Source organism: Streptomyces parvulus, assembly GCF_014648855.1.
In the GTDB taxonomy this organism is placed as follows: domain Bacteria; phylum Actinomycetota; class Actinomycetes; order Streptomycetales; family Streptomycetaceae; genus Streptomyces; species Streptomyces parvulus.
Map to the genome: position 1 here is coordinate 51898 of NZ_BMRX01000007.1, position 25622 is coordinate 77519.

Genomic DNA, 25622 nt, shown 5'->3' on the forward strand with positions numbered 1-25622 from the left:
CCCGGCGCCGTTACCGAGCGGGGGCCGGCGCGGGCGCGGGCGCGTATCCGGTGGGCCGGGCGGTGAAGGTGCCGCGGCCCCGGGTGCGGCCGCGCAACCGGGTCGCGTAGCCGAACAGTTCGGCCAGCGGCACGGTGGCCGTGACCACCGTCGTGCCGCCCCTCGGGTCGGACCCGGTGACCCGGCCCCGGCGCGCGGCGAGGTCGCCGAGCACGGCGCCCACCGCGTCGTCGGGCACGGTGACCGCGACCTCCACGACCGGTTCGAGCAGGACCATGCGCGAGGCGCGCAGGGCGTCGCGGAGACCGGCGCGGCCGGCGGTGCGGAAGGCCGTGTCGGACGAGTCCTTCACATGGGTCCGGCCGTCGGTGAGCGTGACCCGCAGCCCGGTCACCGGGTGTCCGCCGAGCGGCCCCTCGGCCAGGGCGTCGCGGCAGCCGGCCTCGACCGCCCGCACATAGTCCTGCGGCAGCGCGCCGCCGGTCACCGTCGAACGGAACACGAATCCGCCCTCCTCCCAGGGCTCGACGTCGAGCACGACGTGCGCGAACTGCCCCGCGCCGCCGTCCTGTTTGACATGCCGGTGGACGAACCCGGCCACTCCCGCGCCCACCGTCTCGCGGTAGGCGACGCCGGGGCGGCCGACCGCGACCGCGAGGCCGTGCTCGGTCCTGACCCGCTCGACGGCGACCTCCAGGTGGAGTTCGCCCATGCCCGAGAGGACGGTCTGCCCGGTCTCCGCGTCGGTCCGCACGGCCAGCGAGGGGTCCTCCTCGGTCAGCCGGGCGAGCGCGGCGGCCAGCCGGCCGGTGTCCGCGGCGCGCCGGGCCTCCACGGCGACGTGGACGACGGGTTCGGCCACGCCGGGGGGTTCGAGGACCAGCGGGTCGCCCGGTGCGCACAGCGTCGACCCGGCGCGGGCGGCCTTCAGCCCGACCACGGCGACGATGTCCCCCGCGACGGCCCGCTCCAGCGGGTCGTGCCGGTCCGCCCGGACCCGCAGGATGCGGGCGACGCGCTCGGTGCGGCGGGTGCCCGCGTCCCACACGGTGTCTCCCTTCTCCAGGGTGCCCGAGTACACCCTCAGGTACGTCAGCCGTCCCGTCGGGGTGGCGTTCACCTTGAACGCCAGTGCCGTCATCGGCGCCCGCGGGTCCGCGGGCCGTTCGTCCCGCGCGCCGTCGCGGGTGCCGCGCACCGGCGGCACGTCCAGCGGTGACGGCAGGTAGGCCACGACGGCGTCGAGCAGCGGTTCGACACCGCGGTTGCGGTAGGCCGAGCCGCACAGCACCACCACGCCGTCGCCGCCGCGCGTCAGGTCGCGCAGGGCGCTGACCAGGGTGTCCGCGGTGAGCGTCTCCCGGTCGCAGAACTCCTCCAGCGCGGCGGGGTGCCGTTCGGCCACCGCCTCCTCCAGGAGCCGCCGCCTGCGGGCCGCCTCCTCGCGCAGGGCGTCGGGCACCGGGCCCTCCTCGGCCGCCTCCGCGCCCTCGGACCACACGAGGGCGCGCATGCGGACCAGGTCGACGACGCCGGTGAAGCCGTCCTCGGAGCCGATGGGCAACTGCACCACCAGGGGTACGGGGTGCAGGCGCCCGCGGATCGAGTCGACGGCCGCGTCGAGATCGGCGCCGGCCCGGTCCATCTTGTTGACGAACGCGATCCTGGGCACGCCGTGCCGGTCGGCCTGCCGCCACACCGACTCGCTCTGCGGCTCCACTCCGGCGACCGCGTCGAACACGGCCACCGCGCCGTCCAGCACCCGCAGCGCCCGCTCGACCTCGTCGGCGAAGTCGACGTGCCCCGGGGTGTCGATCAGGTTGATCCGGTGCCCGTCCCAGCCGCAGCTGACGGCCGCGGCGAAGATGGTGATCCCGCGGTCGCGCTCCTGCGGATCGAAGTCGGTCACGGTCGTTCCGTCGTGCACCTCACCGCGCTTGTGGGTGGTACCGGTGGCGTAGAGGATCCGCTCGGTGACGGTCGTCTTGCCGGCGTCGACGTGGGCGAGGATGCCGAGGTTGCGGATGAGGTCGAGGTTGCTGGTACGGGTGCGCACGGCCGGTGGCCTTTCGCTGGTCTGCGAGCAGGGCGGCGCGATTCCCGGGACGGGCGGAGGGGGGCCGCGGCCCCGGAGGGCGTACGCGGCGTGACGTCAGCGGCCCGTCACGGGCATCCGGTACCGGCCGCGCGGCGGGCACCGGACGGCCGAGGACACCAGGATCACCTCGTACCGGGACGGGGGAACGACGGCAGCGGTGCGGATGCGCACGGCCCTGCTCCCCTCGCTCGGTCTCGATGTCGGGGTGAGTCTAGGAAGAGGCGGGACGGTGACGCACTGGATTTTCCGTGTACCCGTTCATCCCAACGGAGCTTTCTCCGTGAGAGTGGCGCAGAGCACCCGCACCGGTCGGTAAGATCGCCCCGCACGGTCGTCGCGGGAGGGTCCATGATTGAACTGGCCGACATGGTGCGGGAGTTGAGGGATCAGCTCAACACCGCACTGACCTCGGCGGGCCCCGGCCCGGTCCGCTTCGAACTGGGCCCCGTGGAGATCGAGGCGACCGTCGCCATCGACCGGACGGGCGGCGCCGGGGGCAAGGTGAACTTCTGGGTGGTCGAGGCGAACGCCGACGCGTCGGTGTCCTCCTCCCGCACGCATCGCGTCACGCTCACGCTGCAGCCCACGCTGGTGGCGCCGGACGGAACCCGCCGCCACGTGCTGGTCTCCGACGACGAGGCGCGCGGGGAGCGTTGAGGATTCCGCCTTGTTCGCGCCGCTGACGCAGTGGGAAGGCTAGTCGTACGCTGTCCGGACCGGACGCGGACGAACTCGATGACGGCCGGGGGAGGTCAGGTGGAGGGGCGCAGCGCCGCACGCGTTCGAAACGAACTTCTGGCCGAGATGGCGGGTGTGCTCGTCGCGACGGACACCGTGCGCCGGCGGGCCGGCACCGAGATGCTGGTCCAGGACCTCTCCTCGGAGCTGCGGCTGTCCGTGGAACCGCACCAGGAGCAGCCGCTCGCCCTGTGGTCGCGGCAGCTGGTCAAGAAGTGCGCGGAGATCGACGAAGGCCTGCAGACCCTCGCCCGGTGTCTGGGGTACGCCGAGCAGGGGTCGGTGGGGCTGCTGTCGCTGTGGCGGCTGGTGGACGAGTGGGAGGCCACCTCGTTCTTCAAGGACGCGGACCTGCGCCCGCTGCGCCCCCTGCTCCGCGAGCTGCGTTCCGTCTCCCTCCTGACCGCCCTCGCCCGCCGGGCCAGCCACTCCCGCACCCAGGAGCTCCAGGAGTGGTGCGACACCGGCTGGGAGGTCTTCCTGCGCCTGGCGGGCGACAACACGGCGGTGGACGAACTGCCGCCGTCCATGGCGTTCCTGTCGCTGGCCGCCGAGCACCTGGTGAAGGAGGGGCGCACCGAGGAGGCGGAGCACTTACGCCGCTGGAACCGACGGCAGGCCCAGCTCCGGGGGCTGGCGGAGGAGATGGCCGACTGGCAGCAGGGCGACTTCGCCCCGCCCGGCGAACCCTCGCTCCACCCCGCGTATCTGCTGATCCAGTTCGAACCCGACGGCGTGGACCCCGACAACTACTGGGTGTCGCACTGGCGTCAGTCCGATTCCGACGGCTGGCACCCCATCCCCGGCGAGACGGTGAAGCTGCACCGGGACGATCTCCCCGGCGCCGCGGACCGCCTGGTCGAGGAGGCCGAGGAGCGCTGGTCCGACCTGCGCCAGCCCGTCGTCGTCGAGTTCATCCTGCCCTGGGAACTGCTGGCCGAGCCCGTGGAGTGGTGGCACAAGGAGGCCGACGCCCCCGTGCCCACACCGCTGGTGATGGACTACACCGTGGTGGTGCGCAGTTTCGAACGCCTGCGCAAGGCCGCCTGGCACCGGCCCTGGAACAACCGCTGGCGCCAGCTCAAGGACAGACCCGCCGAGAGCCGGTCGCACTGGAGCCCGGCGGACCAGTCCGCCTTCCATCTCGAACGGGAGTTGAAGGACGACCAGCAGATCGTCTGCCTGGTCCTCAGCGAACCGCCGGGCACCGAGTCGCCCGTCGCCCGCCAGGAGTTCGTGGCGGCGCTGCGGTCCGGCATCCCGGCCATCATCTGGGACCGGGCCGGCTCGGGCACGGCCTTCCGGGAGGCGGCCGCGGACATCCTCCAGGAGCGCGGCCTGGCCGGCGTCCTGGAGCGCACCCGGCGCTGGCGCGACCGCGCCCTGGCCCTGGGACCGGAGGAGTGGGACGGGCACGTGGGCCGCCATCTGGCCCTGCTGCTGGACGATCCGGAGCGACTGCCCGGCCCGTCGGCACCGGGCGGCGGTTCCGAGCGTGCCGGATGAGAGATGGACCGCGGACCGGATCCGGAGGGAGGGCACCCGTCATGTCAGCTGTGTCGGCCGAGAAGTACGGTCACCCGCCGGGAGCCCGGCCCGCACGGGGACCGGCCCGCGGGACGCGGAGCCGGGACAGACCGGGAGGCGCCCCGCCTCCGACACCCCTTCGACTGCGAGACCGTGGGCGTGATCATGGCCAGTGACAGTGACCGGCGTGAACGGTCGCGGCCGGAGGCCGACGTGGCCCTTCTGTGGCGCGACTGGCTTCCCGAGGAAGACGCGGCACCAAGAGAAGCCGTGCTCGTGGTCGACTCGCACGTGACGATGCGGGTCTGGGACCAGGTGGTCGGCGCCCTGTCCGCGGCGCTGGCCGAGAGCTTCACCTCGGTGCGCGTCGTACCCCTGCTCGGCACGGACGAGGCGCTGCCCGCCCGGGTCCGCACGGAGCATCCGCTGGGCGCGCCCGGCGGGGGCACGCGACGGGTCGTGCTGGTGGTCACGGACGCCCTGGGGGCGGGCTGGCACCTCGGTGCCGTCCAGCCCCTGCTGCTGGGCTGGGCGGCGGCCTGGCCCGTGGCCCTGGTGGATCCGCTGCCGCCGCACCTCTGGTTCCGCACCGGCCTCGACGTGCTGCACGCCCAGGTCGCCACGCCCCGCCCCTGGGCGGCCAACGCCGACTGGGAATGGCACGAACGGGAGCTGCCCGCGGCTCCCCGGGACACGGCGCCCGCGGACGAAGCCGACGGTGACGGCGGCGACGACGAGGATGATGTCCGTCTCGCCGTTCCCGTCCTGTCGCTGACCCACCACGGGGCCCGTGCCCTGTCCGACGTCCTCGCCGGGGCCCCGTCGCAGCCGCTGGACCTGCCCGTGACGTGGGCGCACACCTGGAAGGGGCGGCCGGACGCGGCGCGGGTCTTCCCCTGGGAGGCCGAATTCCCCTCGGTGAAGGGCCCACCGTCCGCCGCCGACCGGGTGTTCGATTTCCGTGCAGCGGCATCCCCCGTCGCCTTCCGCCTGGGCACCCGCCTGGCCGCCGCGCCGCTCACCCTGCCGGTCGTCCGCCGGGTGATCCGTTCGACGCACGGGGCGGAACCGGTGCACGCGGCGGAGTTCTTCATGAGCGGCCTGGTGCGGCCCACCGGCGTGCACGACGACTCCGCCGGGGCGGTGGTCTACGAGTTCCTGCCCGACGTCCGCGAGCAACTGCTCGCCCAGGGACGGCGCAGCGCGACCATCCGCACCCTGCACGACGTACGCGACGTACTGGCGTCCGAACCCGCCACGGCGTCCCTGCTCCCGCCGCCCGACGAGGCGTCGTACAAGCCGGCCCCGCCGAACGTGACCCGCAGGAACGCCCCGTTCCTGCGTATCGAACTGAAGGCGCTGGACGCTTTGTCCGGGTCACACATTCAGCGCGCCAAATTGTTACGCCACGCCCTGAAATGGCACGATCAGCGGTATGCAGTGCCGCTCGCCAAGGTCCCGCCCGCCGAAGCCCCCCTGACAACCGCCGCTGCCGCAGCTAGCGAAGGAGCCACCCCGATGTCCACCACACCCCAGCGCACCTTGGAGGGAGAGCGCGCCGTCCAGCCACGCGTCTGGGGGAACCTGCCGCCGCGCAACCAGAACTTCACCGGGCGCAGCGAGCTGCTCGACCTGCTGGGCCAGCGGCTGCGGGAGGGCACGACCACGGTGCTGCCCGAGGCGATCCACGGCATGGGGGGTGTCGGCAAGACCCAGCTGGCGATCGAGTACGCCTACCGGCACCAGTCAGAGTACGACATCGTGTGGTGGATCCCGTCGGAGCGGCCGGGCCAGATCGGCCAGTCCCTGGTGGAGCTGGCCAAGCGCCTGGGGCTCGTGACGACGTCCGAGGCGAACATCGCCGGGCCGGCCGTCCGGGAGGCGCTGCGCGAGGGCCGGCCGTACTCCCGGTGGCTGCTGATCTTCGACAACGCGGACAGCCCCGAACAGGTGCGCCCCTACTTCCCGACCGGGGGCACCGGCACGATCCTCGTCACCTCCCGCAACCGCCGCTGGGGGCTGGTGGGCGGTTCCCTCGAGGTCGACGTGTTCACCCGTGAGGAGAGCAAGGAACTGCTCCGCGGCTCCGGGCCGGAACTCGCCGACCAGGAGGCCGAGGCGCTGGCGGACGCGCTGGGAGACCTGCCGCTGGCCCTGGTCCAGGCGGCGGCCTGGCGGGCCGAGACCGGCATGCCCGCATCCGAGTACCTGCGGCTCTTCGAGAGCAAGCGCAACGAACTCCTCGAGACGGCGCCGCCGCCCGACTACCAACTGCCCGTCGCGGCCGCGTGGAACGTCTCGCTCGACCACCTGGAGACCCGCAGCCCCGCCGCGCTGCGCCTGCTCCAGCTGTGCTCCTACTTCGCCCCCGACCCCATCTCACGGCAAATCCTGTCCGGCCCGGGGTACAACACCATCTTCCCCGAGCTGGACGCGGCTCTGAACGACCCGATGAAGCTCGCTCGCGCGATACGGGAGATCAACCGCTACTCGCTCGCCCGAATCGACCACCGAACGAACAGCATCGAGATGCACCGGTTGGTCCAGCACGTACTGATCAACCGTATGAGCCCAGAGGAGCAGAACCGCATGCGCGAAGGCGCCCACGCCCTGATGGCGGCCGCGGATCCGAGGACGCCGACCGACCCGGAGAGCTGGCCCCGGTATGCGGAGCTCTACACCCATGTGATCGCCTCCGGTGCCGTCACCTCCGACCAGCCCTGGATGCGCCAGCTGGTGATGAACATCGCCAAGTACCTCTACTACTGGGGTGACCACGAGGTCTCGCTGGACTTCTCCGAGACGGCCTGGAACGCCTGGGTGAACCGCTTCGGGGAGGAGGACGTGCAGACGCTCCTGATGGGGCGCTGGCTGGTCTTCGTCTACCTGATGGTCGGCCGGTACACCGACGCCTCCACCCTGGTGGAGCACATCCGGAGCGTCCACGAACGCGTCTCGTCGCCCGACAGCGAGGAGTCCCTGGACGCGGCCCAGATGGAGGCCGCCGTGCGGCGCGCCCAGGGCCGTTTCCTGGAGGGCGCCGAGCTGGACCGGCTGGTCCACGACCGGGCGCACCGGGCGTTCGGCGACGACGACCCCGCGAGCCTGAACATGGCGCACAACCTGGGCGTGAGTCTGCGGCTGTCGGGTGAGTTCCACGAGGCACTGCAACTCGACCGCAAGACCTGGCACCTGAAGCTGCGGCTGTTCGGCCGCGACGACCAGCGGAGCCTGATCACGGAGAACTCGATCGCGATCGACGTCCGCGAGTCGGGTGACTACATCGGTGCGCTGCGGCTCCAGGAGGCGGCGCTGGAGGCGTTCCGCGACGTCTTCGGCAACGACAATCCGGCCACCATCAGCACCGAGCGCGAACTGGGCATCGCGTGCCGCAAGGCCGGCAACCACCCCCGCGCGCTGGAGCTGGCCATCAAGGCCCACGAGGCGTTCACCCGGCGCTACGGCGACACCCACCCGCAGTCCCTGGCCACGGCGCTGCCCCTCGCCATCGCGCTGCGCCAGAACGGCGACCTGGAGGCGGCACGGGCGCGCGGTGCCCAGGCCTGCGCGGGCTACCGCAAGGTCTTCCACCCGCAGCACCCCTACACGCTGGCCGCGGACGTCGGCCTCGCCGTGTCCGAGCGGCTCCTCGGCCGGCTCGCCGAGGCCCGGCGCCTGGACGACGAGGCTCTCGCCGGGCTGTCCGAGACCCTCGGCGCCGACCACCCGTTCACGCTGGTGGCCGCCGTGAACCTGGCCAGTGACCTGGCCGCGCTCGGAGAACGCGACGCCGCGGTCGAAGCCGGGCGGGACACGCTGGAGCGGTGCAGGCGGGCCTTCGGGCCCGACCACCCGACGACGCTCGCCTGCGCGGCGAACCTCTCCCTCGACCTGGTGGCCGCCGGCCAGGGGGACGAGGGCGAGACGATGCGGGCCGACACGCTGGAGCGCATGGGGCGGGTCCTCGGCGCCCAGCCCGAGGGCCAGGAGGAGGCCACGCCCCACCCGGCGACCGTGGCGGCCATGAACGGCTTGCGGGCCAACTGCGACATCGACCCCATGCCGCTGTGACAGGGCGGTCCCCGACCGCTTGACCGGGCGGAACGGAATCCGCGAGGCCGCGCACCCGCCACCGGGTGCGCGGCCTCGCGGCGTTCAGCCCGCGGGCACGGGCGCCGGTCCGGCGCCGCCCAGCCACGCGGCGAGGGCGACCGGCTCGGGCCGCTCTCCGTGCTCGGCGAGCAGGGTGTCCCGCACCGACCGGGCCCAGTGGGGCGATCCGAGCAGGAACGCCGAGGCGCTCCCGTGTTCCGGGTCGCCGGCCGTGGCCCGCCCCAGTGCCGCCCAGGACCCCACCGGTGGTTCGTCCCCCCGCAGTTGGTCCGTGAGGATGCGCCGCGCCGGCCCGCGGGCGTCGCCCGCCAGCAGGACGTCCACCGGACCTGCCCCTCGTACGGCCGCTGTCGCGGTCTCCCGCCAGGGGCCTCGCGGATCCGTCAGCCGATGCCGGGCCAGTACCGCGGCCGTGTCCAGGAAGCAGGCGTCGGGGTCCGTGCGCAGGACCGACGGCGCGGTCCGTACCGCCGGCGGGCAGCGCTCCCCGCGCCGCCAGGCCCGGACGGCCTCGTACACCGCCTCGGCGGAGGGCCGCAGGTGGTGTTCGCGCCACCGGGCCCGGTGGCCCGCGGTGGCCTCGCGCGCGAGCCGCAGTTCCTCGGCGGGCACGGGTTCGGTGAGCCAGCCCGCACAGATCTGGGCCAGTGACTCCAGGAGCCGGCTCCCCAGGGCTGTCAGGCGCTCGTGCCCCCGGGCACTGTCGAGGGCCGACCACACGGCGTCCCGCCACAGGGCGAACTCGAAGTGGGCCAGCGGTCCGTGGGGCGCCTCGGCGGAGTGCCGGTGGGCGCGCCAGAAGCGGGTCACGCCGAAGAAGGCGTATATCCCCTGGAGCAGCCCTTCCAGGGGGCGCGGGTCGTCGCGCCACGGCGCGTGGAACAACTCCGGCTGCTCACCCGTCTTGTCGGCCGGTGTGACCAGCGGCCCCAGGTGCATGAGTGCGCCCAGTTTGATGTGCTGGAACTCGTGCACCAGGGTGGCGGCCAGCTCCGGGCCCTCGTCGGGCAGGGACGCGTTGATCGCTCCGAACGCCTCCGCCGAGGAGCTGCTGTATGGCCGAAACCTTTCACCTCTGGGCACGGGAGTGATCGACCTCAGTCCCCGGCGCATCGCCTCCGTCTGCTCCGGTTCGCCGTCCAGCAGCTCCCAGGCGTCGTCGACCACGCGCTGCCAGGCCGCGGCCTCCTGCTCGGAGAGCGTGAAGGGCGCGGTGGGCCCGCCGAACGTGCGGAAGGGATCGTGTTCTTCGAGTGCCAGCGAGGCCGCCGCGTCGCCTCGCCCCAGGGTCAGCCGCCGGGTGGGCCGCCAATACGGCGTACGGCGCTCCCATGCGGGGCCCACCACCACGTCCCCGTCCGGTCCGCCGATCCGCAGGCGTTCCCCGTCCCCCGTGACCCGCACCGCCCCCCGCTCCTCCGCGCCGGCCAGGACCGCAGATCCCAGCCCCGGGAGGGAAACGATTCCCCCGGTCGCCGGAACCCACAGGGAGAAGCGGATGCGGGCACCGGCGGCGCCGGCGGCGGCCAGCGCGGACAGGTGCCCGAGTACGCGCCGGACGGCGGCATCGCCCCGGGGAGCCCCGCGCAGCAGCCGCAGCGCCGACGACAGCCAGGTGCCGGTCCCCGGTGCCATCAGGACGCCGTCCACCGCCTCCGGAGCCCGGACCTGCGCGCGTTCGAGCAGGTCCCAGGCGTCCCGGACGGACAACGGCCGTTCCCCGTCATGGCCGTGACCGCGGTCGGCGGTGCAGTCCAGCAGGGCTCGCAGCAGCAGGAGCCGGCGGCTGCGCTCGGCGCTCAGCAGCTCCTCGACGACGGCACCGTCACCGCCGCCCCGGACGAGACGGCGCAGGCCGGTCTCCGAGATGCCGTGGAAGACGGGGCGCCCGGCGGCGCCGTGCATGGCACTCACTGGCACTCCCCCCGCACACGACCGAGGTCCTAGTTTCCCAGCCCCGTGTGCGTCTGGTTGACACCTGCGACCGTGATCGCGTGGGGGTCGTCGACGTCGGCCAGCAACCGTTCGAGAGACGCGGACACCACTGGGCCGTCAAGAGAACGCAACGCCTCGAGTGATACCCCCGAGAGGTCGATGAGTCCGGACTCAAAGGCCGGCGTCGCCCGCTCCACGGCTGCCAAGTCCCCTCCCCCTTTGGTCTCCTGCGGTTCGTCTTCTGCGCGCCGTCGTTCCTCTACGCGCCGTCATTCCTCCTTCATCATGACCCAGGGGGAGGCGGCCCGAAACCTGTGTACCGGCCAGCTGCGCCATCAAGTCAGCTGTGGCGCAGGGCCAGTTCGGCCATCGCGCGGTCGACGGCGAGCAGTTCCGCCGAGCCCTCCTCCCAGGTCCGCAGCTCTGCCAGGAACCTGTCAAGAGTGCCCGGGAAGCGCAGGCAGGTGCGTATGACGCCGTAGACCTCGAACCGCAGCCGGTCGTCGCGCGGCCGGTGGGCGGCCACCCGGGGATCGATTCCCGCCAGGACGGCGTCGAGCCCGTTCGCCCGGCGCAGGGTGGGCAGTGCGGTCAACGCGTCCACGAGGTGGCGGAGTTCGCCGAGCGTGAGGGTGTGCGGCAGCGCGGCGAGGGACGGCGGAGCACCGGACGGAGCGCCGTCCCCCTCCCCGGTTCCGGGCCCGGCCAATGCTTCGGGGCGGCCGGGGAGGCCGGCCCGGGTCCGGAGGGCGTCCGCTTCCGCCGCGGTCAGCAGGTCGTACCAGCGCGCCACCCGCACCGCGGCCAGACGGGCGAGACCGTCGGACCGGTGGTGGGTGGTGATCAGACCGATGACCGCGCCACCGGCCCAGAGGGGTGCGCCGGACATCCCCTCCCAGGGGGACCGGTCGGGTTCGACGTCCTCGGCCGGGGGCGGTACGGCGACCTCCAGGGTCCCGGCCCGGCGGTTGGAGAGCACCGACACCGTGCCGTCGACGTGGCAGGAGTCCCGGTACCGGACGGGCGGCCCGCCGGCGTCCGCTCCCCGGTACTCCCGGAGTTTGAACCGGGGGAACCCCACGGCTGTCACCGTGAGGGTGACGGCCTCGTCGGGCAGGACGGCGTAACGGGGCGGTCGGAGGGCGGAGCCGGCCTCCGGGAGGCCGCCGGTGAGTTCCAGCAGGGCCAGGTCTGCGGGGCCGGAGCTGAGGACGACCCGGGCTCCGGTGGACCATTCGGCGGGGCGGTCGGCATCGAAGCGGACCTTCAGCGTGGGGGGCGGGGGCTCGACCAGGTGGGCCGCGGTGAGCACATGGCGTTCGGTGACGCGGTAACCGGATCCCCTGCGCCCCGGGGCTCCGCCCGCACCGCCGACGATGACCTCGGCGACGCGGTCCATTTCGAGCCCGTCCATTCCCCCTCGCCCCACTCTCACGAGTGGGGCTCTACCCAGGGGGAGCGCGCCTCAAAGAAGCGGAAGATGTCCGAGAATTGCACCCCTGTCGCCTGTCACGGGCGCAGCTCCGGTGACTCGACGGCCCATGGCCCGCAGCAAGCGCTCCGACAGGCCGTACGTCACGCTTACAGACCGATGGCGCCCTCTATCCAGGCGGCCGCGACTCCGGCTCCCACGGCGGTGGCCGCGGTGAGGGCCCACTGCCCGGCACGCGCCAAGTGGCCCCTGGTCTTCGCTTCATCGCCTTCGGCAGCCGCGACGGCGGCGGCGTCGATCTCGGCCAGCGCCGCCTCGTCGCGCTCCTCGGCGGGACGCTGCCGCAGCGCGCTGCTCAGCTTCCCAAGTTCGCTCGCGAGGCTCGCGAGGTCACTGCCCGAGGTTGCGGAAAACTGCTGGAAGGTGTTGTTCGATGCAGATGCCTGGTCGCCCACGGCCCCGATCTGACTACCGGAGAAATTGTAATTGCTCACAGATTGGTCTCCTTCGCGCTGCACATATCCGGCGATGTAGATGTCGCCATTGGGGCGATAGATTCGAACCGTGTTGGACTCGCGTCCGGCCTTTATTCCCGGCTTTCTGTAGGGTACTCCGAATCGCACTTTTTCGACAGCGACTCCAATAAGGCAGCTGTCTCCGTGTTGCAAGCGTCTGAGGTCGACCGGAAGACCGGTCAGCGATGCCGGAAGTTCCGGATAATAGAAAGCCGGGGACGGACCCAAGGTTCGCGCTGTCGCATCCCAGCGTTCCAGCAGGTATTGGTCGGTCACTTCTGCAGGAGTAACGCCTTCTTCTCTTGCGTAGCCGTCGATCCAGTCTGCGTACCGATTATTGTTCCTGGCATTTATCATGGACAGTGCCGTCACAGCTTTGAGCCACCCCAAGAAGTGCCGACTGTTAGTGCCCTCAAACGCCTCCACGGCCTTCTCCGGCTCATTTTCACAAAGATGACAGAACGCTTGCTGAGCCCTCAAGGTCACGTAGTGCGAATGGGAAGCGGCTACTTCGGCAGCGGCGGAGAAATTTCCCTTGATCTTCAGCATGAGAGTCTCACACAGAGTGGACAGTTCTTCGGTCCCGTCGATCCCGTCGTTCTCAAGAATCGCCAGCTGTATTCTTCTCAGGGCCTTGTGATTCCTCGATGCGGCCGCGATCATGGCGCCTTCTTCGACCAGCCTGCTCGTGCCGCCCACCGTGAGCCCCAGCCTCTTGAAGGCGGCGACGAGAGTGTCAATAGCCTCGACGTCCCTTCCCAGGTGGCTCAGCAGAGTGGCCTGGAGTTGATGGATCACCCAAGAACCCCGCTGTTCGAGGACTTCCTGACTCACGCCGTCGAGCAGGCGGAGGGCTTCCCGGAGTGCCCCCTTTTCCGCCAGGGACTTCGCGGCGACCTGGATGATCTGCACGACCATTCCCGCCGGCAGGGCTCCCTCCGCCTGGTCCACCACGGCTCGCGCGGCGGTCGATCCGTCCAACTGCGCGGCCAGTTTGGCTCGCAGGATCCATACGTCGTTGCGCTTGGATCCTCGGCTCGCCTTCGTCACCTGGCGGTAGGCGAGCAGGTCATCTCCCGACGCGGAGCGGGCAAGGAGAAGCTTGGCGAAGAGGAGCCGCAAACCCGCGTGCGGTCCCTGCGTTCCGTCGAGAACCGCCCACAAGGTCGCCAGGAGACGTCTTTGGGCCGTCGCATCGCCGGGTACCGAACCGTGGTTGTTGTACATCACTTGCAGGCGGGACCGGAACTGTTGCGCGATGTCGTGGAACTCGCTTTCCCTGTCTGAATTGACCAAGTGATGGCGCGCTTCGATGAACTCAGCCGAATAGTCACTTCGCGTGTCGTTCTGCCGGACGTTGAAGTGACGCTTGTAGTGGTCTCCGGCCAGCGAGTGGAACCGCTGAAGTTTCCGAGCGTCCAGGGAAAGACCCGACCTCGCGATTTCCCGGCTCACTCGGTTGAGCGAATGTCTGCTGCCCTGCCGCTCCAGGATGAAAAAGCTTGATAGTTCTCTACGTGCTGCATTCACGTCCTGCACTTGGGAGCGCACCCTTTCGATGGCATCCTTCGTGAAGGGTCTTCGGTGGATGCTCAGGGCGTCAAGCAGCGTGCGGGCATCGTCCGTGAGGTGGCGCACCGTCCGGCTGATGAACATCGCTTCCAACTGGCGGACCAGTTCCGCGCTGATCGTTTCATCGCGGGTTTCCCACGAATCGGAATCCAGGCGGATCAGCTGGTCCAGCGAGTCGTGCATGAGGCAGGCGACCAGTGCGTGAATGGCGCGCGGGTTGCAGCCCAGCCAATTCGCCACATCTTGCCGGAGATGGGGCGACACCTCACGATCGATCCCTCGATCCGCCAGAAGCCTGCCGAGCAGGGACGACGCCTCGTGTGCGGGAGGGGGATTGAACCTCCGGATACGGGTTCCCTCCAGCCAGGGTTCTTCCTCCGGAATCCTGTTGCCGACCAGCAGCAGACGGCCGCTGAGAGAGGGAATACGCGAGGAGATCGCGGAAATGATCGTCTGCATGGAACCCGGCGGATGGCCTGCGGCGTCCAGCAGTTCCTGAAAGTCGTCCAAGACGATGAGCACAGGCTGAGACAGTGCCCGGACGAAAGCCTGAGGGTACCTCTCACCTAAATGGTCGGCCATCTCCGGCCGACCAGCCTCTTCCAGGGCCCCGGCTACATTGAAGACGAGTTCGTCGAGGTCATACCCCCCTGCGGGGACCGTCTCGACAATGGTCGGGCAGGTGACCATGCCAGCGAACTGGGCGACGGTCGCGGTCTTGCCCACTCCACTGAAACCGGCAATGACCGTGACCGGTGGGCCTTTGGGAAGCCACGTACCGGTGAGCCACGACAAGGTCTCGCTGGACAAGTCAGAGTCGATCATGGCGCCCTGCGGGTTCGCCCCATGGGATCTCTTACGGGCCTGCACAGTTGACATAGTGTCATACGATGACCGGGCGGCGCGGCCCGGTTGGCGGGACTGGCGGCCAACGCACGACGGGTCGAGGCCGCGTGCGATTTCGCGGGATGTTGCACCCTCAGCGATCACAGCCTCCGGGCATCGCCGTCGGCTACGAAAACGCAACGAGGACCGCGACCGTCAGGTCTAGGTCCTCGCATGCGTGTCAGCGGGAGTACCGGGACGATCTCGTGAACGTCCCCGAAAGTGTCCGAGGGGGGACTTGAACCCCCACGCCCGATAAAGGGCACTAGCACCTCAAGCTAGCGCGTCTGCCATTCCGCCACCCGGACCAGGTGTCTGTCGCGGTGCGGGGTGTTCCCCCGCGGCGACATGGACAACCATACCAAGGTTTCGCAGCGCCTTTCACCTGCGTTTCCTTCGCCTGAGCGGCGGTCCGCGGGCGGTGGCACCGCGGCGCCTAGGGTCGCACCATGAGTGACTGGATGGTTACCGGGAGCCCGCAGCCGCGCCGTCGGGCGCGGGCGCTGTCGCCGCTCAGGGAGCATCTGCGGGACACGTTCTGGTTCGCGCCCACGGCGGCGATGGCCGGCGTCCTCGTGGTGTGGCTGGCGGCGCAGGAGCTGGACGCCGCGCTGGTGCGTTCGCTGCAGGACGCCGGCGACTACGACACGCTCGCCGAGCTGCTGCGGTTCGCGGACGACGCGAAGGCCGTGGTGTCGGCGGTCGGCTCGGCCATGATGACGTTCATCGGCGTGGTGTTCAGCATCTCGCTGGTCGCGGTGCAGATGGCGAGCGGGCAGTTCACGCCGCGCGTGGTGCGGCTGTTCGTGCGCAGCCGGATCACCAAGGCGACGTTCGCGGTGTTCCTGGCCACCTTCGTGCTGACGCTGCTGGTGCTGACCAGTTACGACGGCAATCCGGACCCCCGGGCCGCCACCTCGGTGCCGCTGGTGCAGTCGGTGCTCACGCTGCTCATGGTGGCGCTGAGCCTGGTGCTCTTCGTGATGTACGTGAACGGGACCCTGCGGCTGATGCGGGTCAGTCACGTGATCGCCCGGATCGCCGCGGAGACCTTCCGGGCGGCGGCGCTGATGCCGGCGCCCGCGAGGGACGGGGAGGCGGACGGGCTGGGCCCGGTCACGGCGTGGGTGGCGCACGAGGGGCGGGCCGGCGTCCTGCGGGACGTGCACAGCGCGCGGCTGGTGCGGGTGGCGCGCGGGCACGGGGTGGTGCTGCGGCTGGTCCCGCGCATCGGTGACTTCCTGGTGCCGGGCACGCCCGTGCTGGCGGTGCACGGCGGGGCCGCGCCGCCACGCCGGGCGCTGCGGTACACGCTGTCCGTGGGGGTGGAGCGCACCTTCCACCAGGACCTGGCCTTCGGACTCCGCCAGCTGTCCGACATCGGGCTGCGCGCCCTGTCGCCGGCGGTCAACGATCCGACCACCGCCGTACAGGCCCTGGACCGGGTGGTGCAGATCCTCGCGGCGCTCGCCCGGCGGCCCCTGGACGCCGTGGTGGACCGGGACCGGCGCGGTGCCGCCCGGCTGGTGCGGTCCGTGCCGGGCTGGGCGGAGCTGGTGGACCTCGGGTTCACCGAGGTCCGTGGCTGTGCGGCCGAGGCGCCGCAGGTCTCGCGGCGGCTGCTGGCCGGCCTCGACGACCTGCTGCTGCTCGTGCCGCCGGAGCGGCGCGAACCGCTGCTGCGCCACCGCGAGCTGCTGCGGCAGGCCGTCGAACGCGCCACGCCCGCCCCGGCGGACCGGGCCTTCGCACTGCGGCCCGACCGCCAGGGCATCGGCTGAGCCGCTAGGGCATCAGGTGGTGGTCGGGGAAGTTGCCCGGCAGCCGCTCCCCCGCCGGGCCGCGCGTGACGGCGCGCACCAGCAGTTCGCCGCCGACGAAGGCGCCGCGCCAGGACGCGCCGTGGCCGCCGAACAGCTCGTCGCGGTCACCGCGGGAGCGGGGCACGCCGTGGCCGGTCTTGAACGCGCGGATCTGCGGGGCGAGCCTGTCGTAGGTCGCCGGGTCGTCCGTGGACAGGGTGGCCACCAGCGCGCCGTTGGAGGCGTTCATGGCGGCGAGCAGTTCGGCCTCGGTGTCGACGAGGACGATGGTGTCGACCGGCCCGAAGGGTTCCGCGTGGTGCAGCGGCGAGGACCGGGGCGGGTTGAGGAGGGTGACCGGATGGACGTAGGCGGAGGTGTCCTGGCCGGGGAGGAACCGCGCGTCGGCGGCGCTGCCGCGGTGCAGGGGCACGGCGCCCCGGTCGACGGCCTCGGCGACCTGGTCGTGCAGCTCCTTGGCCTTGGCCGCGTTGACGACCGGCCCGAGGTCGAGGTCCGGGAAGGGGTCGTCCGGCGCCTCCACGGCGAGCGGGTGGCCGACGCGCAGGGTGCGGACCGCCGGGAGGTAGGCCGCGAGGAACGCGTCGAACAGCTGCCGCTGGACGACGAAGCGCGGGTAGGCGGTGCAGCGCTGCTTGCCGTAGTCGAAGAGGCGCGGGATTACGGCGGCGAGGGCGTCCCAGCCGGTGAAGTTCCAGACGCCCCAGGTGTTGAGGCCCTCCTGTTCGAGGATGTGCCGTTTGCCGAGGTCGGCGACGGCGGTGGCGACGGCGGCGCCGGTGTCGCGGCCGCCGACGAAGGAGACGCAGCCGATCTCGGGGGCCCGCACCAGCGCCCTGGACAGCTCGCCCCCGCTGCCGCTGACGAGGGTGACGGGGACGCCCTCGCGGGCGGCGAGCGCGCAGGCCAGGGTGAGGCAGGCGACGCCGCCGTCGGTGGGGGTCTTGGCGATGACGGCGTTGCCCGCGAGTGCCTGGACCAGGAGGGCGTGGACGAGCACGCTCATCGGGTAGTTCCAGCTCGCGATGTTGGACACCGGCCCGTCCAGCGGGGCACGGCCCTCGGTCATCTCGTCGATGCCGTCGAGGTACCAGCGGACTCCGTCCACGGCCCGGTCGACGTCGGCACACGCGAGCCGCCAGGGTTTGCCGATCTCCCAGACGAGCAGCAGCGCGAGCAGGTCGCGGTGGTGGGCGAGGGCGTCGAGGGTGGCCGCGACGCGGGCGCGGCGTTCGGGCAGGGGGACGTGGCGCCAGGCGCGGTGCTGGTCGAGGGAGGCGCGTACCGCGCGGTGTGCGGTCGCGCCGTCGAGGCGGGGCGGGCCGGCGACGGGGGTGCCGTCGACCGGGCTGGTGGCGGGCAGGACGCGGCCGTCGGCCCGCCAGCCGGCGTCCCAGAGGTTGAGGACGCGGTCGTCGCGGAACGCCTCGGGGGCGACGGTGCGGCAGCGCTGCCAGGCGTCGGCCCAGGCGGTGCCGGACTTGAGGGTGAGGGCCGGGGCGGCCCCGCCGGCGGTCACGCGCCGGCTCCGTCGCGTGCGGGGCGCCCGAGCGCGGCCAGGACGTGCCGCGCCGTCTCGGTGGGGGTGCTGCCGACCCGGACGCCGGCCGCCTCCAGTGCGGCCCGCTTCGCCCGCGCGGTGCCGGAGGAGCCGGAGACGATGGCGCCGGCGTGTCCCATGGTCCGGCCCTCGGGTGCGGTGAACCCGGCGATGTAGCCGACGACGGGCTTGGTGACGTGGTCGCGGATGTAGTCGGCCGCGCGCTCCTCGGCGTCGCCGCCGATCTCGCCGATGAGGACGACGAGTTCGGTGTCCGGGTCGTCCTCGAAGGCGGCGAGGCAGTCGATGTGGGTGGTGCCGACGACGGGGTCGCCGCCGATGCCCACACAGGTGGAGAAGCCGACCTCGCGCAGCTCGTACATCAGCTGGTAGGTGAGGGTGCCGGACTTGGAGACCAGGCCGACGGGGCCCGGCTTGGTGATGTCGGGCGGGATGATGCCCGCGTTGGACTGCCCCGGGCTGATCAGGCCGGGGCAGTTGGGGCCGACGACGCGGGTGCCGCGTGCCTTCGCGTGGGCGGTGAACGCGACGGAGTCGTGGACGGGGATGCCCTCGGTGATGACGACGGCCAGGCCGATGCCGGCGTCGGCCGCCTCGGTCACCGCGGCCTTGGCGAAGGCGGGCGGGACGAAGACGACGGTGACGTCGGCGCCGGTGCGTTCGACGCCCTCGCGCACCGAGCCGAAGACCGGTACGGAGCGTTCGCCGAAGTCGACGGTGCGGCCGGCCTTGCGCGGGTTGACGCCGCCGACGACGTCGGTGCCGGCGGCCAGCATCCGGCGGGTGTGCTTCATGCCCTCGGCGCCGGTCATGCCCTGGACGAGGACCTTGCTCTCCTTGGTGAGGTGGATCGCCATGTCGTCCTGTCTCCTTTTCTGGGTTCCCGGGTTCCCGGCTATCCGGCGGTGGGCGCCGCGGTGGCGTGGCGGGCGGCACGGCTCGCGGCGCCGTCCATGGTGGTGGCCTGTTCGACCAGGGGATGGGCGCGCGCGTCGAGCAGGGCCCGGCCGCGGGCGGCGCTGTTCCCGTCGAGGCGTACGACGATCGGTTTGGTCGGCCGGACCTCGTCCAGGGCGCGGACGATGCCGTCGGCGACCGCGTCGCAGGCGGTGATGCCGCCGAAGACGTTGACGAGTACGGACTTCACGGCGGGGTCGGAGAGGACGACGGACAGTCCGTCGGCCATGACCCGGGCGGAGGCGCCGCCGCCGATGTCCAGGAAGTTGGCGGGCCGGGCGCCGCAGCCGGCGACGACGTCGAGCGTCGACATGACCAGTCCGGCGCCGTTGCCGATGACGCCGACCTCGCCGTCGAGCTTGACGTAGTTGAGGCCCTTCGCGGCGGCCCGGGCCTCCAGCGGGTCGGCGGCCGTGGCGTGCCGCTCACCCCAACGGGTCTGGCGGAAGAGGGCGTTGTCGTCCAGGGTGACCTTGCCGTCGAGGGCCACGATCCGGCCGTCGACGGTCCTGACGAGCGGGTTGACCTCGACCAGCAGGGCGTCCTCGCGGACCAGCACCTGCCAGAGGCGGACGAGGACGTCGACGCTCTGCGGGGGCAGCCCGGCGGCGTCCGCGATGCGCACCGCCGTCGGCGTGGTGAGGCCGGCTGCCGGGTCGACGGGGACGCGGACCACGGCCTCGGGCCGCTCGGCGGCGACCTCCTCGATCTCCGTGCCGCCCTCGGCCGACGCGACGGCGAGGAAGCCGCCGGCCGCGCGGTCCAGGACGTAGGAGACGTAGAACTCCTGCTGGATGTCGACGGGTTCGGCGAGCATGACCGCCTCGACCCGGTGTCCCTTGATGTCCATGCCGAGGATGTGCCGGGCGGCCTCCTCGGCCGCGGCCGGGTCGGCGGCGAGCCTGACGCCGCCGGCCTTGCCGCGTCCGCCCGTCTTCACCTGCGCCTTGACGACGGCGCGGCCGCCGAGTGCGCGGGCGATCTCGCGGGCTCGTGCGGGCGAGTCGGTGACCTCGGCCCTCGGCACCACGATGCCGTGTTCTGCGAAGAGTTCCCTTGCCTGGTGTTCGTACAGGTCCATTCCGGCTCCTGACTGAAAGTGCCGCACGCCCCCTGGACACCACCCACCGGATGCGGGATAACAAGCTTCATACAGTATTCGTCGACTGTATGCAATCTACCGCGAGAGCTCCCCCAACCCCGTGTGAAGGGACAGGACTTCGCCATGCCCGACGGCACCCAGGACGTCATCTCCGGCGGTCACCTCGTCGCCAAGGCACTCAAGGCCGAGGGCGTCGACCGCATCTACACGCTGTGCGGCGGCCACATCATCGACATCTACGACGGCTGCGTCGACGAGGGCATCGAGGTCGTCGACGTACGCCACGAGCAGGTCGCCGCGCACGCCGCCGACGGCTACGCCCGTATCACCGGCAAGCCCGGCTGCGCGGTGGTCACCGCCGGCCCCGGGACCACCGACGCCGTCACCGGCGTCGCCAACGCCTTCCGCGCCGAGTCGCCGATGCTGCTGATCGGCGGTCAGGGCGCGCACAGCCAGCACAAGATGGGGTCGCTCCAGGACCTCCCGCACGTCGACATGATGACGCCGATCACCAAGTTCGCGGCGACCGTGCCGGACACCGCGCGGGCCGCCGACATGGTGTCGATGGCCTTCCGCGAGTGCTACCACGGCGCGCCCGGCCCCTCCTTCCTGGAGATCCCGCGCGACGTGCTCGACGCCAAGGTCGCCGTGGAGAAGGCGCGGGTCCCGAGGGCGGGGGCGTACCGCGCCTCGACCCGGTCGGCGGGCGACCCGGACGCGGTCGAGCACCTCGCCGACCTGCTGGTGCACGCCGAGAAACCGGCCATCCTGCTCGGCAGCCAGGTGTGGACGACCCGCGCGACCGAGGCCGCCGTCGACCTCGTCCGCACCCTCAACGTCCCGGCGTACATGAACGGCGCCGGCCGCGGCACGCTGCCGCCGGGCGACCCGCACCACTTCCAGCTCTCGCGCCGGTACGCCTTCTCCAACGCCGACGTCATCGTCATCGTCGGCACGCCCTTCGACTTCCGGATGGGCTACGGCAAGCGGCTGTCGCCGGACGCGACGGTCGTCCAGATCGACCTCGACTACCGCACCGTGGGCAAGAACCGCGACATCGACCTCGGGATCGTGGGTGACGCCGGGCTGGTGCTCCGGTCGGTGGCCGAGGCCGCGTCGGGGCGGCTCAACGGGGGCGCGGCCAAGCGCAAGGAGTGGCTCGACGAGCTGCGCGCGGCGGAGCGGACCGCGCTGGACAAGCGGCTGCCGCAGCTCAGGTCGGACGCCTCCCCCATCCACCCCTACCGGCTGGTCAGCGAGATCAACGACTTCCTCACCGAGGACTCGGTGTACATCGGCGACGGCGGCGACATCGTCACCTTCTCCGGGCAGGTCGTGCAGCCCAAATCACCGGGCCACTGGATGGACCCCGGGCCGCTCGGCACGCTCGGCGTCGGGGTGCCCTTCGTGCTCGCCGCCAAGCAGGCACGGCCCGACAAGGAGGTGGTCGCCCTCTTCGGCGACGGCGCCTTCTCGCTCACCGGCTGGGACTTCGAGACCCTGGTCCGCTACGACCTGCCCTTCGTCGGCATCGTCGGCAACAACTCCTCGATGAACCAGATCCGCTACGGCCAGGCCGCCAAGTACGGCAAGGAGCGCGAGCGGGTCGGCAACACCCTCGGCGACGTGCCCTACGACGAGTTCGCCCGGATGCTGGGCGGCCACGGCGAGGAGGTCCGCGACCCCGCCGACATCGGCCCGGCCCTCAGGCGCGCCCGGGAGTCCGGCAAGCCGTCCCTGGTCAACGTCTGGGTGGACCCGGACACGTACGCCCCCGGAACCATGAACCAGACGATGTACAAGTGAGGTGAAGGCCCATGACAGCCAAGGCTCTTGAGGGCATCCGCGTCCTGGACATGACGCACGTGCAGTCCGGGCCCTCGGCGACCCAGCTGCTCGCCTGGCTCGGCGCGGACGTCGTCAAGCTGGAGGCGCCGAGCGGCGACATCACGCGCAAGCAGCTGCGCGACCTGCCGGACGTCGACTCCCTGTACTTCACGATGCTCAACTGCAACAAGCGGAGCATCACCCTCAACACCAAGACCGAACGCGGCAAGGACATCCTCACCGAGCTGATCCGGCGCTCCGACGTCATGGTCGAGAACTTCGGACCGGGCGCGGTGGACCGGATGGGCTTCACCTGGGACCGCATCCAGGAGATCAATCCACGGATCGTCTACGCCTCCATCAAGGGGTTCGGCGACGGCCCCTACACCGCCTTCAAGGCGTACGAGGTGGTCGCGCAGGCCATGGGCGGATCCATGTCCACCACCGGCTTCGAGGACGGGCCGCCGCTGGCGACGGGCGCCCAGATCGGGGACTCGGGCACGGGCGTGCACGCGGTGGCGGGCATCCTCGCCGCGCTGTACCAGCGGGAGCACACCGGGCGCGGGCAGCGGGTGAACGTGGCCATGCAGCACGCGGTGCTCAACCTCTGCCGGGTGAAGCTGCGCGACCAGCAGCGCCTGACCCACGGTCCCCTCGCCGAATATCCCAACGAGGACTTCGGCGACGAGGTTCCCCGGTCCGGCAACGCGTCCGGCGGCGGGCAGCCCGGCTGGGCGGTCAAGTGCGCGCCCGGCGGCCCGAACGACTACGTGTACGTCATCGTCCAGCCGGTCGGCTGGCAGCCGCTCAGCGAGCTGATCGGCCGGCCAGAGCTGGCCGACGACCCCGAGTGGGCGACGCCGCAGGCGCGGCTGCCGAAGCTGGGCAAGATGTTCCAGCTGATCGAGGAGTGGTCGTCCACGCTGCCCAAGTGGGAGGTGCTGGAGCGGCTCAACGCCCACAACATCCCGTGCGGGCCGATCCTGTCCACCAAGGAGATCATCGAGGACGCCTCGCTGGCCGCCAACGAGATGGTCGTGACCGTCCCGCACCCCGAGCGGGGCGAGTTCGTCACCGTCGGGAGCCCGCTGAAGCTCTCCGACTCGCCGGTGCGGGTGACCAGTTCACCGCTGCTCGGCGAGCACAACGAAGAGGTGTACGTGGGCGAACTGGGCCTCGGCGACGAGGAACTGCGCCTGCTCAAGTCGAACGGGGTGGTCTGACGTGATGGCCGAGGACCGGACGGCGCGCGTGCGGGCGCTGCTGGACTCCGTACGGGCCGAGGGGCGCACCGCGCTCACCGCGCCCGAGGGGAAGGTGCTGGCGGACGCCTACGGGATCGCCGTGCCGGGCGAGCGGCTGGCCCGGGACGTCGAGGAGGCGGTGGCATCGGCGGCGCGCTTCGGCGGGCCGGTGGTGATGAAGATCGTCTCCCCCGACATCCTCCACAAGACCGACGCGGGCGGTGTGGTCGTCGGCGTGGAGGGGGCGGCGGACGTGCGGGCCGCGTTCCGCCGGATCGTCGACAACGCGCGCGCGTACGACGCGTCGGCGCGCATCGAGGGCGTGCAGGTGCAGGAACTGCTGCCGCCCGGCCAAGAGGTCATCGTCGGGGCGGTGACGGACCCGACGTTCGGCAAGGTGGTGGCCTTCGGCCTCGGCGGCGTGCTCGTCGAGGTGCTCAAGGACGTCACCTTCCGGCTCGCCCCCGTGAGTGCCGACGAGGCGCTGTCCATGCTGGACTCGATCCGGGCGGCGGAGGTGCTGCGCGGGGTGCGCGGGCAGGCCGGCGTCGACCGGTGGGCGCTGGCCGAGCAGATCCGGCGGGTCTCCGAACTCGTCGCCGACTTCCCGGACATCGCCGAGGTGGACCTCAACCCGGTGATCGCCGCGCCCGGGGGCGCGGTCGCCGCCGACATCCGGGTCATCCTCGCGACCGGCGCGCCGAAGGAGCGCCGGCGGTACACGCGCGAGGAGATCCTCACCTCCATGCGCCGCCTGATGCAGCCCTCCTCCGTGGCCGTCATCGGCGCGTCGGCCGAGTCCGGCAAGATCGGCAACTCGGTGATGCGCAACCTCGTCGACGGCGGCTTCGCGGGCGAGATCCACCCGGTTAACCCCAGGGCCGATGACATCTTGGGCCGCAAGGCGTACAAGAGTGTCACCGACGTTCCCGGTGAGGTGGATGTGGCGGTCTTCGCGATCCCCGCGCGGTTCGTGGCGGCGGCGCTGGAGGAGGTGGGGCGCAAGCGGATCCCCAACGCCGTCCTCATCCCCTCCGGCTTCGCGGAGACCGGTGAGCAGGCCCTGCAGGACGAGATCGTGGCGGTCGCCGAACGGTACGGCGTGCGGCTGCTCGGGCCGAACATCTACGGCTACTACTCGACCTGGCAGGACCTGTGCGCCACGTTCTGCACGCCGTACGACGTCAAGGGCGGGGTCGCGCTGACCTCGCAGTCGGGCGGGATCGGGATGGCGATCCTGGGCTTCGCGCGGACCACCAGGACGGGCGTGTCGGCGATCGTCGGCCTGGGCAACAAGTCGGACCTGGACGAGGACGACCTGCTGACCTGGTTCGGCGAGGACCCGCGGACGGAGTGCATCGCGATGCACCTGGAGGACCTCAAGGACGGGCGCGCCTTCGTCGAGGCCGCGCGGGCGACGGTGCCCAGGAAGCCCGTGGTGGTGCTCAAGGCGGGCCGGACCGCGGCGGGCGCGAGGGCCGCCGGGTCGCACACCGGGGCGCTCGCCGGGGACGACGCGGTGTACGACGACATCCTCCGGCAGGCGGGCGTCATCCGGGCGCCCGGGCTGAACGAGATGCTGGAGTACGCGCGCGCGTTGCCGGTGCTCCCCGCCCCCGAGGGCGACAACGTGGTGATCATCACCGGGGCCGGCGGCAGCGGCGTGCTGCTCTCGGACGCGGTGACGGACAACGGCCTGACGCTGATGGAGATACCGCCGGACCTGGACGAGGCGTTCCGCGCGTTCATCCCGCCGTTCGGGGCGGCGGGCAACCCGGTGGACATCACCGGGGGCGAGCCGCCGTCGACGTACGAGGCGACGATCCGGCTGGGTCTGGAGGATCCGCGCATCCACGCTCTGGTCCTCGGCTACTGGCACACCATCGTCACTCCCCCCATGGCGTTCGCCGAACTCACCGCGCGCGTGGTGGGCGAGTTCCGCGCGCGGGGCGTCGAGAAGCCCGTGGTGGCCTCCCTGGCCGGCGACGTCGAGGTGGAGGAGGCGTGCCAGTACCTCTTCGAGCACGGGGTCGTGGCCTACCCGTACACGACGGAGAAGCCGGTCGCCGTCCTCGGGGCGAAGTACCGCTGGGCGCGGGCGGCATCAAGGCTGGGGGCCGCAGGCCCTCCGTCAGGGCGGTGGCGGGAGACGGGCGGGCTCCTGGGGGGCGGTACATGAGGTGAGCCGGCGGGGGGCCGGCCGACGGGTGCGCGTCGGCCGGTCCCGGGACCCGCGCGCGCACGAAAGGCACGGGACAGGGGGCGCTGGCCAGTTCTTTCGACGCAAGGGGTG

General features: G+C 71.7%; 15 protein-coding genes and 1 tRNA gene. 7 read left to right on the top strand and 9 right to left on the bottom strand.

From position 1 onward, the window contains the following. Nucleotides 1–10: 10 nt before the first annotated feature. A complete protein-coding gene (gene fusA / locus IE108_RS14500; RefSeq protein WP_064730714.1) occupies nucleotides 11–2056 on the bottom strand; it encodes an elongation factor G in 2046 nt (681 codons plus the stop codon). A gap of 390 nt (nucleotides 2057–2446) precedes the next feature. Here fusA and IE108_RS14505 point away from each other — a divergent pair, with 390 nt between their 5' ends. The 3 genes from IE108_RS14505 (at nucleotide 2447) to fxsT (ending at nucleotide 8434) form a co-directional block, all read left to right on the top strand. Beyond that, nucleotides 2447–2755, top strand: coding sequence for a trypco2 family protein (locus IE108_RS14505; RefSeq protein ID WP_064730713.1), 309 nt, complete (start codon nucleotides 2447–2449; stop codon nucleotides 2753–2755). A 156-nt stretch (nucleotides 2756–2911) separates the two neighbouring features. Further along, the gene (locus IE108_RS14510) at nucleotides 2912–4342 is read left to right on the top strand and encodes a VMAP-C domain-containing protein (RefSeq protein ID WP_189397661.1); all 1431 of its coding nucleotides are present in this window, start codon (nucleotides 2912–2914) and stop codon (nucleotides 4340–4342) included. A gap of 186 nt (nucleotides 4343–4528) precedes the next feature. After that, nucleotides 4529–8434, top strand: coding sequence for an FxSxx-COOH system tetratricopeptide repeat protein (gene fxsT / locus IE108_RS14515; RefSeq protein ID WP_159394640.1), 3906 nt, complete (start codon nucleotides 4529–4531; stop codon nucleotides 8432–8434). Nucleotides 8435–8518: 84 nt separating this feature from the next. On the opposite strand, the gene IE108_RS14520 is transcribed toward fxsT, so the two are convergent. From IE108_RS14520 to IE108_RS14540, 5 genes are all read right to left on the bottom strand, one after another. Further along, nucleotides 8519–10381 carry an HEXXH motif domain-containing protein gene (locus tag IE108_RS14520; protein ID WP_064730711.1) on the bottom strand — a complete coding sequence of 621 codons (1863 nt, stop codon included), beginning with the start codon at nucleotides 10379–10381 and terminating at the stop codon, nucleotides 8519–8521. A gap of 38 nt (nucleotides 10382–10419) precedes the next feature. Beyond that, entirely contained in the window at nucleotides 10420–10608 is a 189-nt protein-coding gene (locus tag IE108_RS14525) for an FxSxx-COOH-like cyclophane-containing RiPP peptide (RefSeq protein ID WP_064730710.1), read from the bottom strand. A gap of 143 nt (nucleotides 10609–10751) precedes the next feature. Further along, nucleotides 10752–11825: an effector-associated domain 2-containing protein gene (locus IE108_RS14530; protein WP_079163727.1), complete on the bottom strand. Its 1074-nt coding sequence runs from the start codon at nucleotides 11823–11825 to the stop codon at nucleotides 10752–10754. A 167-nt stretch (nucleotides 11826–11992) separates the two neighbouring features. Next, the gene (locus IE108_RS14535) at nucleotides 11993–14740 is read right to left on the bottom strand and encodes an AAA family ATPase (protein WP_159394637.1); all 2748 of its coding nucleotides are present in this window, start codon (nucleotides 14738–14740) and stop codon (nucleotides 11993–11995) included. Between the two features lie 298 nt (nucleotides 14741–15038). Continuing rightward, nucleotides 15039–15123, bottom strand: a tRNA-Leu gene (locus IE108_RS14540). A gap of 141 nt (nucleotides 15124–15264) precedes the next feature. Here IE108_RS14540 and IE108_RS14545 point away from each other — a divergent pair. Beyond that, nucleotides 15265–16596, top strand: a complete 1332-nt coding sequence (locus IE108_RS14545; protein ID WP_064730707.1) for a DUF2254 domain-containing protein — start codon at nucleotides 15265–15267, stop codon at nucleotides 16594–16596. 4 nt (nucleotides 16597–16600) lie between these two features. Here IE108_RS14545 and IE108_RS14550 read toward each other — a convergent pair whose 3' ends face one another. The 3 genes from IE108_RS14550 to sucC are packed head-to-tail and all read right to left on the bottom strand — an operon-like array spanning nucleotide 16601 to nucleotide 20237. Next, a complete protein-coding gene (locus IE108_RS14550; RefSeq protein ID WP_064730706.1) occupies nucleotides 16601–18157 on the bottom strand; it encodes an aldehyde dehydrogenase family protein in 1557 nt (518 codons plus the stop codon). Beyond that, entirely contained in the window at nucleotides 18154–19056 is a 903-nt protein-coding gene (gene sucD, locus IE108_RS14555; RefSeq protein WP_064730705.1) for a succinate--CoA ligase subunit alpha, read from the bottom strand. Before sucD ends, IE108_RS14550 begins: the two co-directional genes overlap by 4 nt. 38 nt (nucleotides 19057–19094) lie before the next feature. Continuing rightward, nucleotides 19095–20237, bottom strand: a complete 1143-nt coding sequence (sucC, locus tag IE108_RS14560; RefSeq protein ID WP_064730704.1) for an ADP-forming succinate--CoA ligase subunit beta — start codon at nucleotides 20235–20237, stop codon at nucleotides 19095–19097. Between the two features lie 144 nt (nucleotides 20238–20381). On the opposite strand from sucC, the gene IE108_RS14565 reads away from it, so the two are divergent. Genes IE108_RS14565 through IE108_RS14575 form a run of 3 tightly spaced genes read left to right on the top strand, consistent with a single transcriptional unit; the run spans nucleotide 20382 to nucleotide 25508 of the window. Next, nucleotides 20382–22064 carry a thiamine pyrophosphate-binding protein gene (locus tag IE108_RS14565; RefSeq protein WP_064730703.1) on the top strand — a complete coding sequence of 561 codons (1683 nt, stop codon included), beginning with the start codon at nucleotides 20382–20384 and terminating at the stop codon, nucleotides 22062–22064. Nucleotides 22065–22075: 11 nt separating this feature from the next. Beyond that, entirely contained in the window at nucleotides 22076–23308 is a 1233-nt protein-coding gene (gene frc / locus IE108_RS14570) for a formyl-CoA transferase (RefSeq protein WP_064730702.1), read from the top strand. A 4-nt stretch (nucleotides 23309–23312) separates the two neighbouring features. Further along, on the top strand, nucleotides 23313–25508 hold the full coding sequence (locus IE108_RS14575; protein WP_064732041.1) for an acetate--CoA ligase family protein: 2196 nt from the start codon (nucleotides 23313–23315) through the stop codon (nucleotides 25506–25508). Nucleotides 25509–25622 lie beyond the last annotated feature (114 nt).

Coding starts and splice junctions, on each gene's coding strand:
- IE108_RS14545 (WP_064730707.1), top strand. CDS start 15,265: ATGAGTGACTGGATGGTTACCGGGAGCCCGCAGCCGCGCCGTCGGGCG.
- IE108_RS14575 (WP_064732041.1), top strand. CDS start 23,313: ATGGCCGAGGACCGGACGGCGCGCGTGCGGGCGCTGCTGGACTCCGTA.
- IE108_RS14565 (WP_064730703.1), top strand. CDS start 20,382: ATGCCCGACGGCACCCAGGACGTCATCTCCGGCGGTCACCTCGTCGCC.
- frc (WP_064730702.1), top strand. CDS start 22,076: ATGACAGCCAAGGCTCTTGAGGGCATCCGCGTCCTGGACATGACGCAC.
- fxsT (WP_159394640.1), top strand. CDS start 4,529: ATGGCCAGTGACAGTGACCGGCGTGAACGGTCGCGGCCGGAGGCCGAC.
- sucD (WP_064730705.1), bottom strand. CDS start 19,056: ATGGCGATCCACCTCACCAAGGAGAGCAAGGTCCTCGTCCAGGGCATG.
- IE108_RS14520 (WP_064730711.1), bottom strand. CDS start 10,381: ATGCACGGCGCCGCCGGGCGCCCCGTCTTCCACGGCATCTCGGAGACC.
- IE108_RS14505 (WP_064730713.1), top strand. CDS start 2,447: ATGATTGAACTGGCCGACATGGTGCGGGAGTTGAGGGATCAGCTCAAC.
- sucC (WP_064730704.1), bottom strand. CDS start 20,237: ATGGACCTGTACGAACACCAGGCAAGGGAACTCTTCGCAGAACACGGC.
- IE108_RS14530 (WP_079163727.1), bottom strand. CDS start 11,825: ATGGACGGGCTCGAAATGGACCGCGTCGCCGAGGTCATCGTCGGCGGT.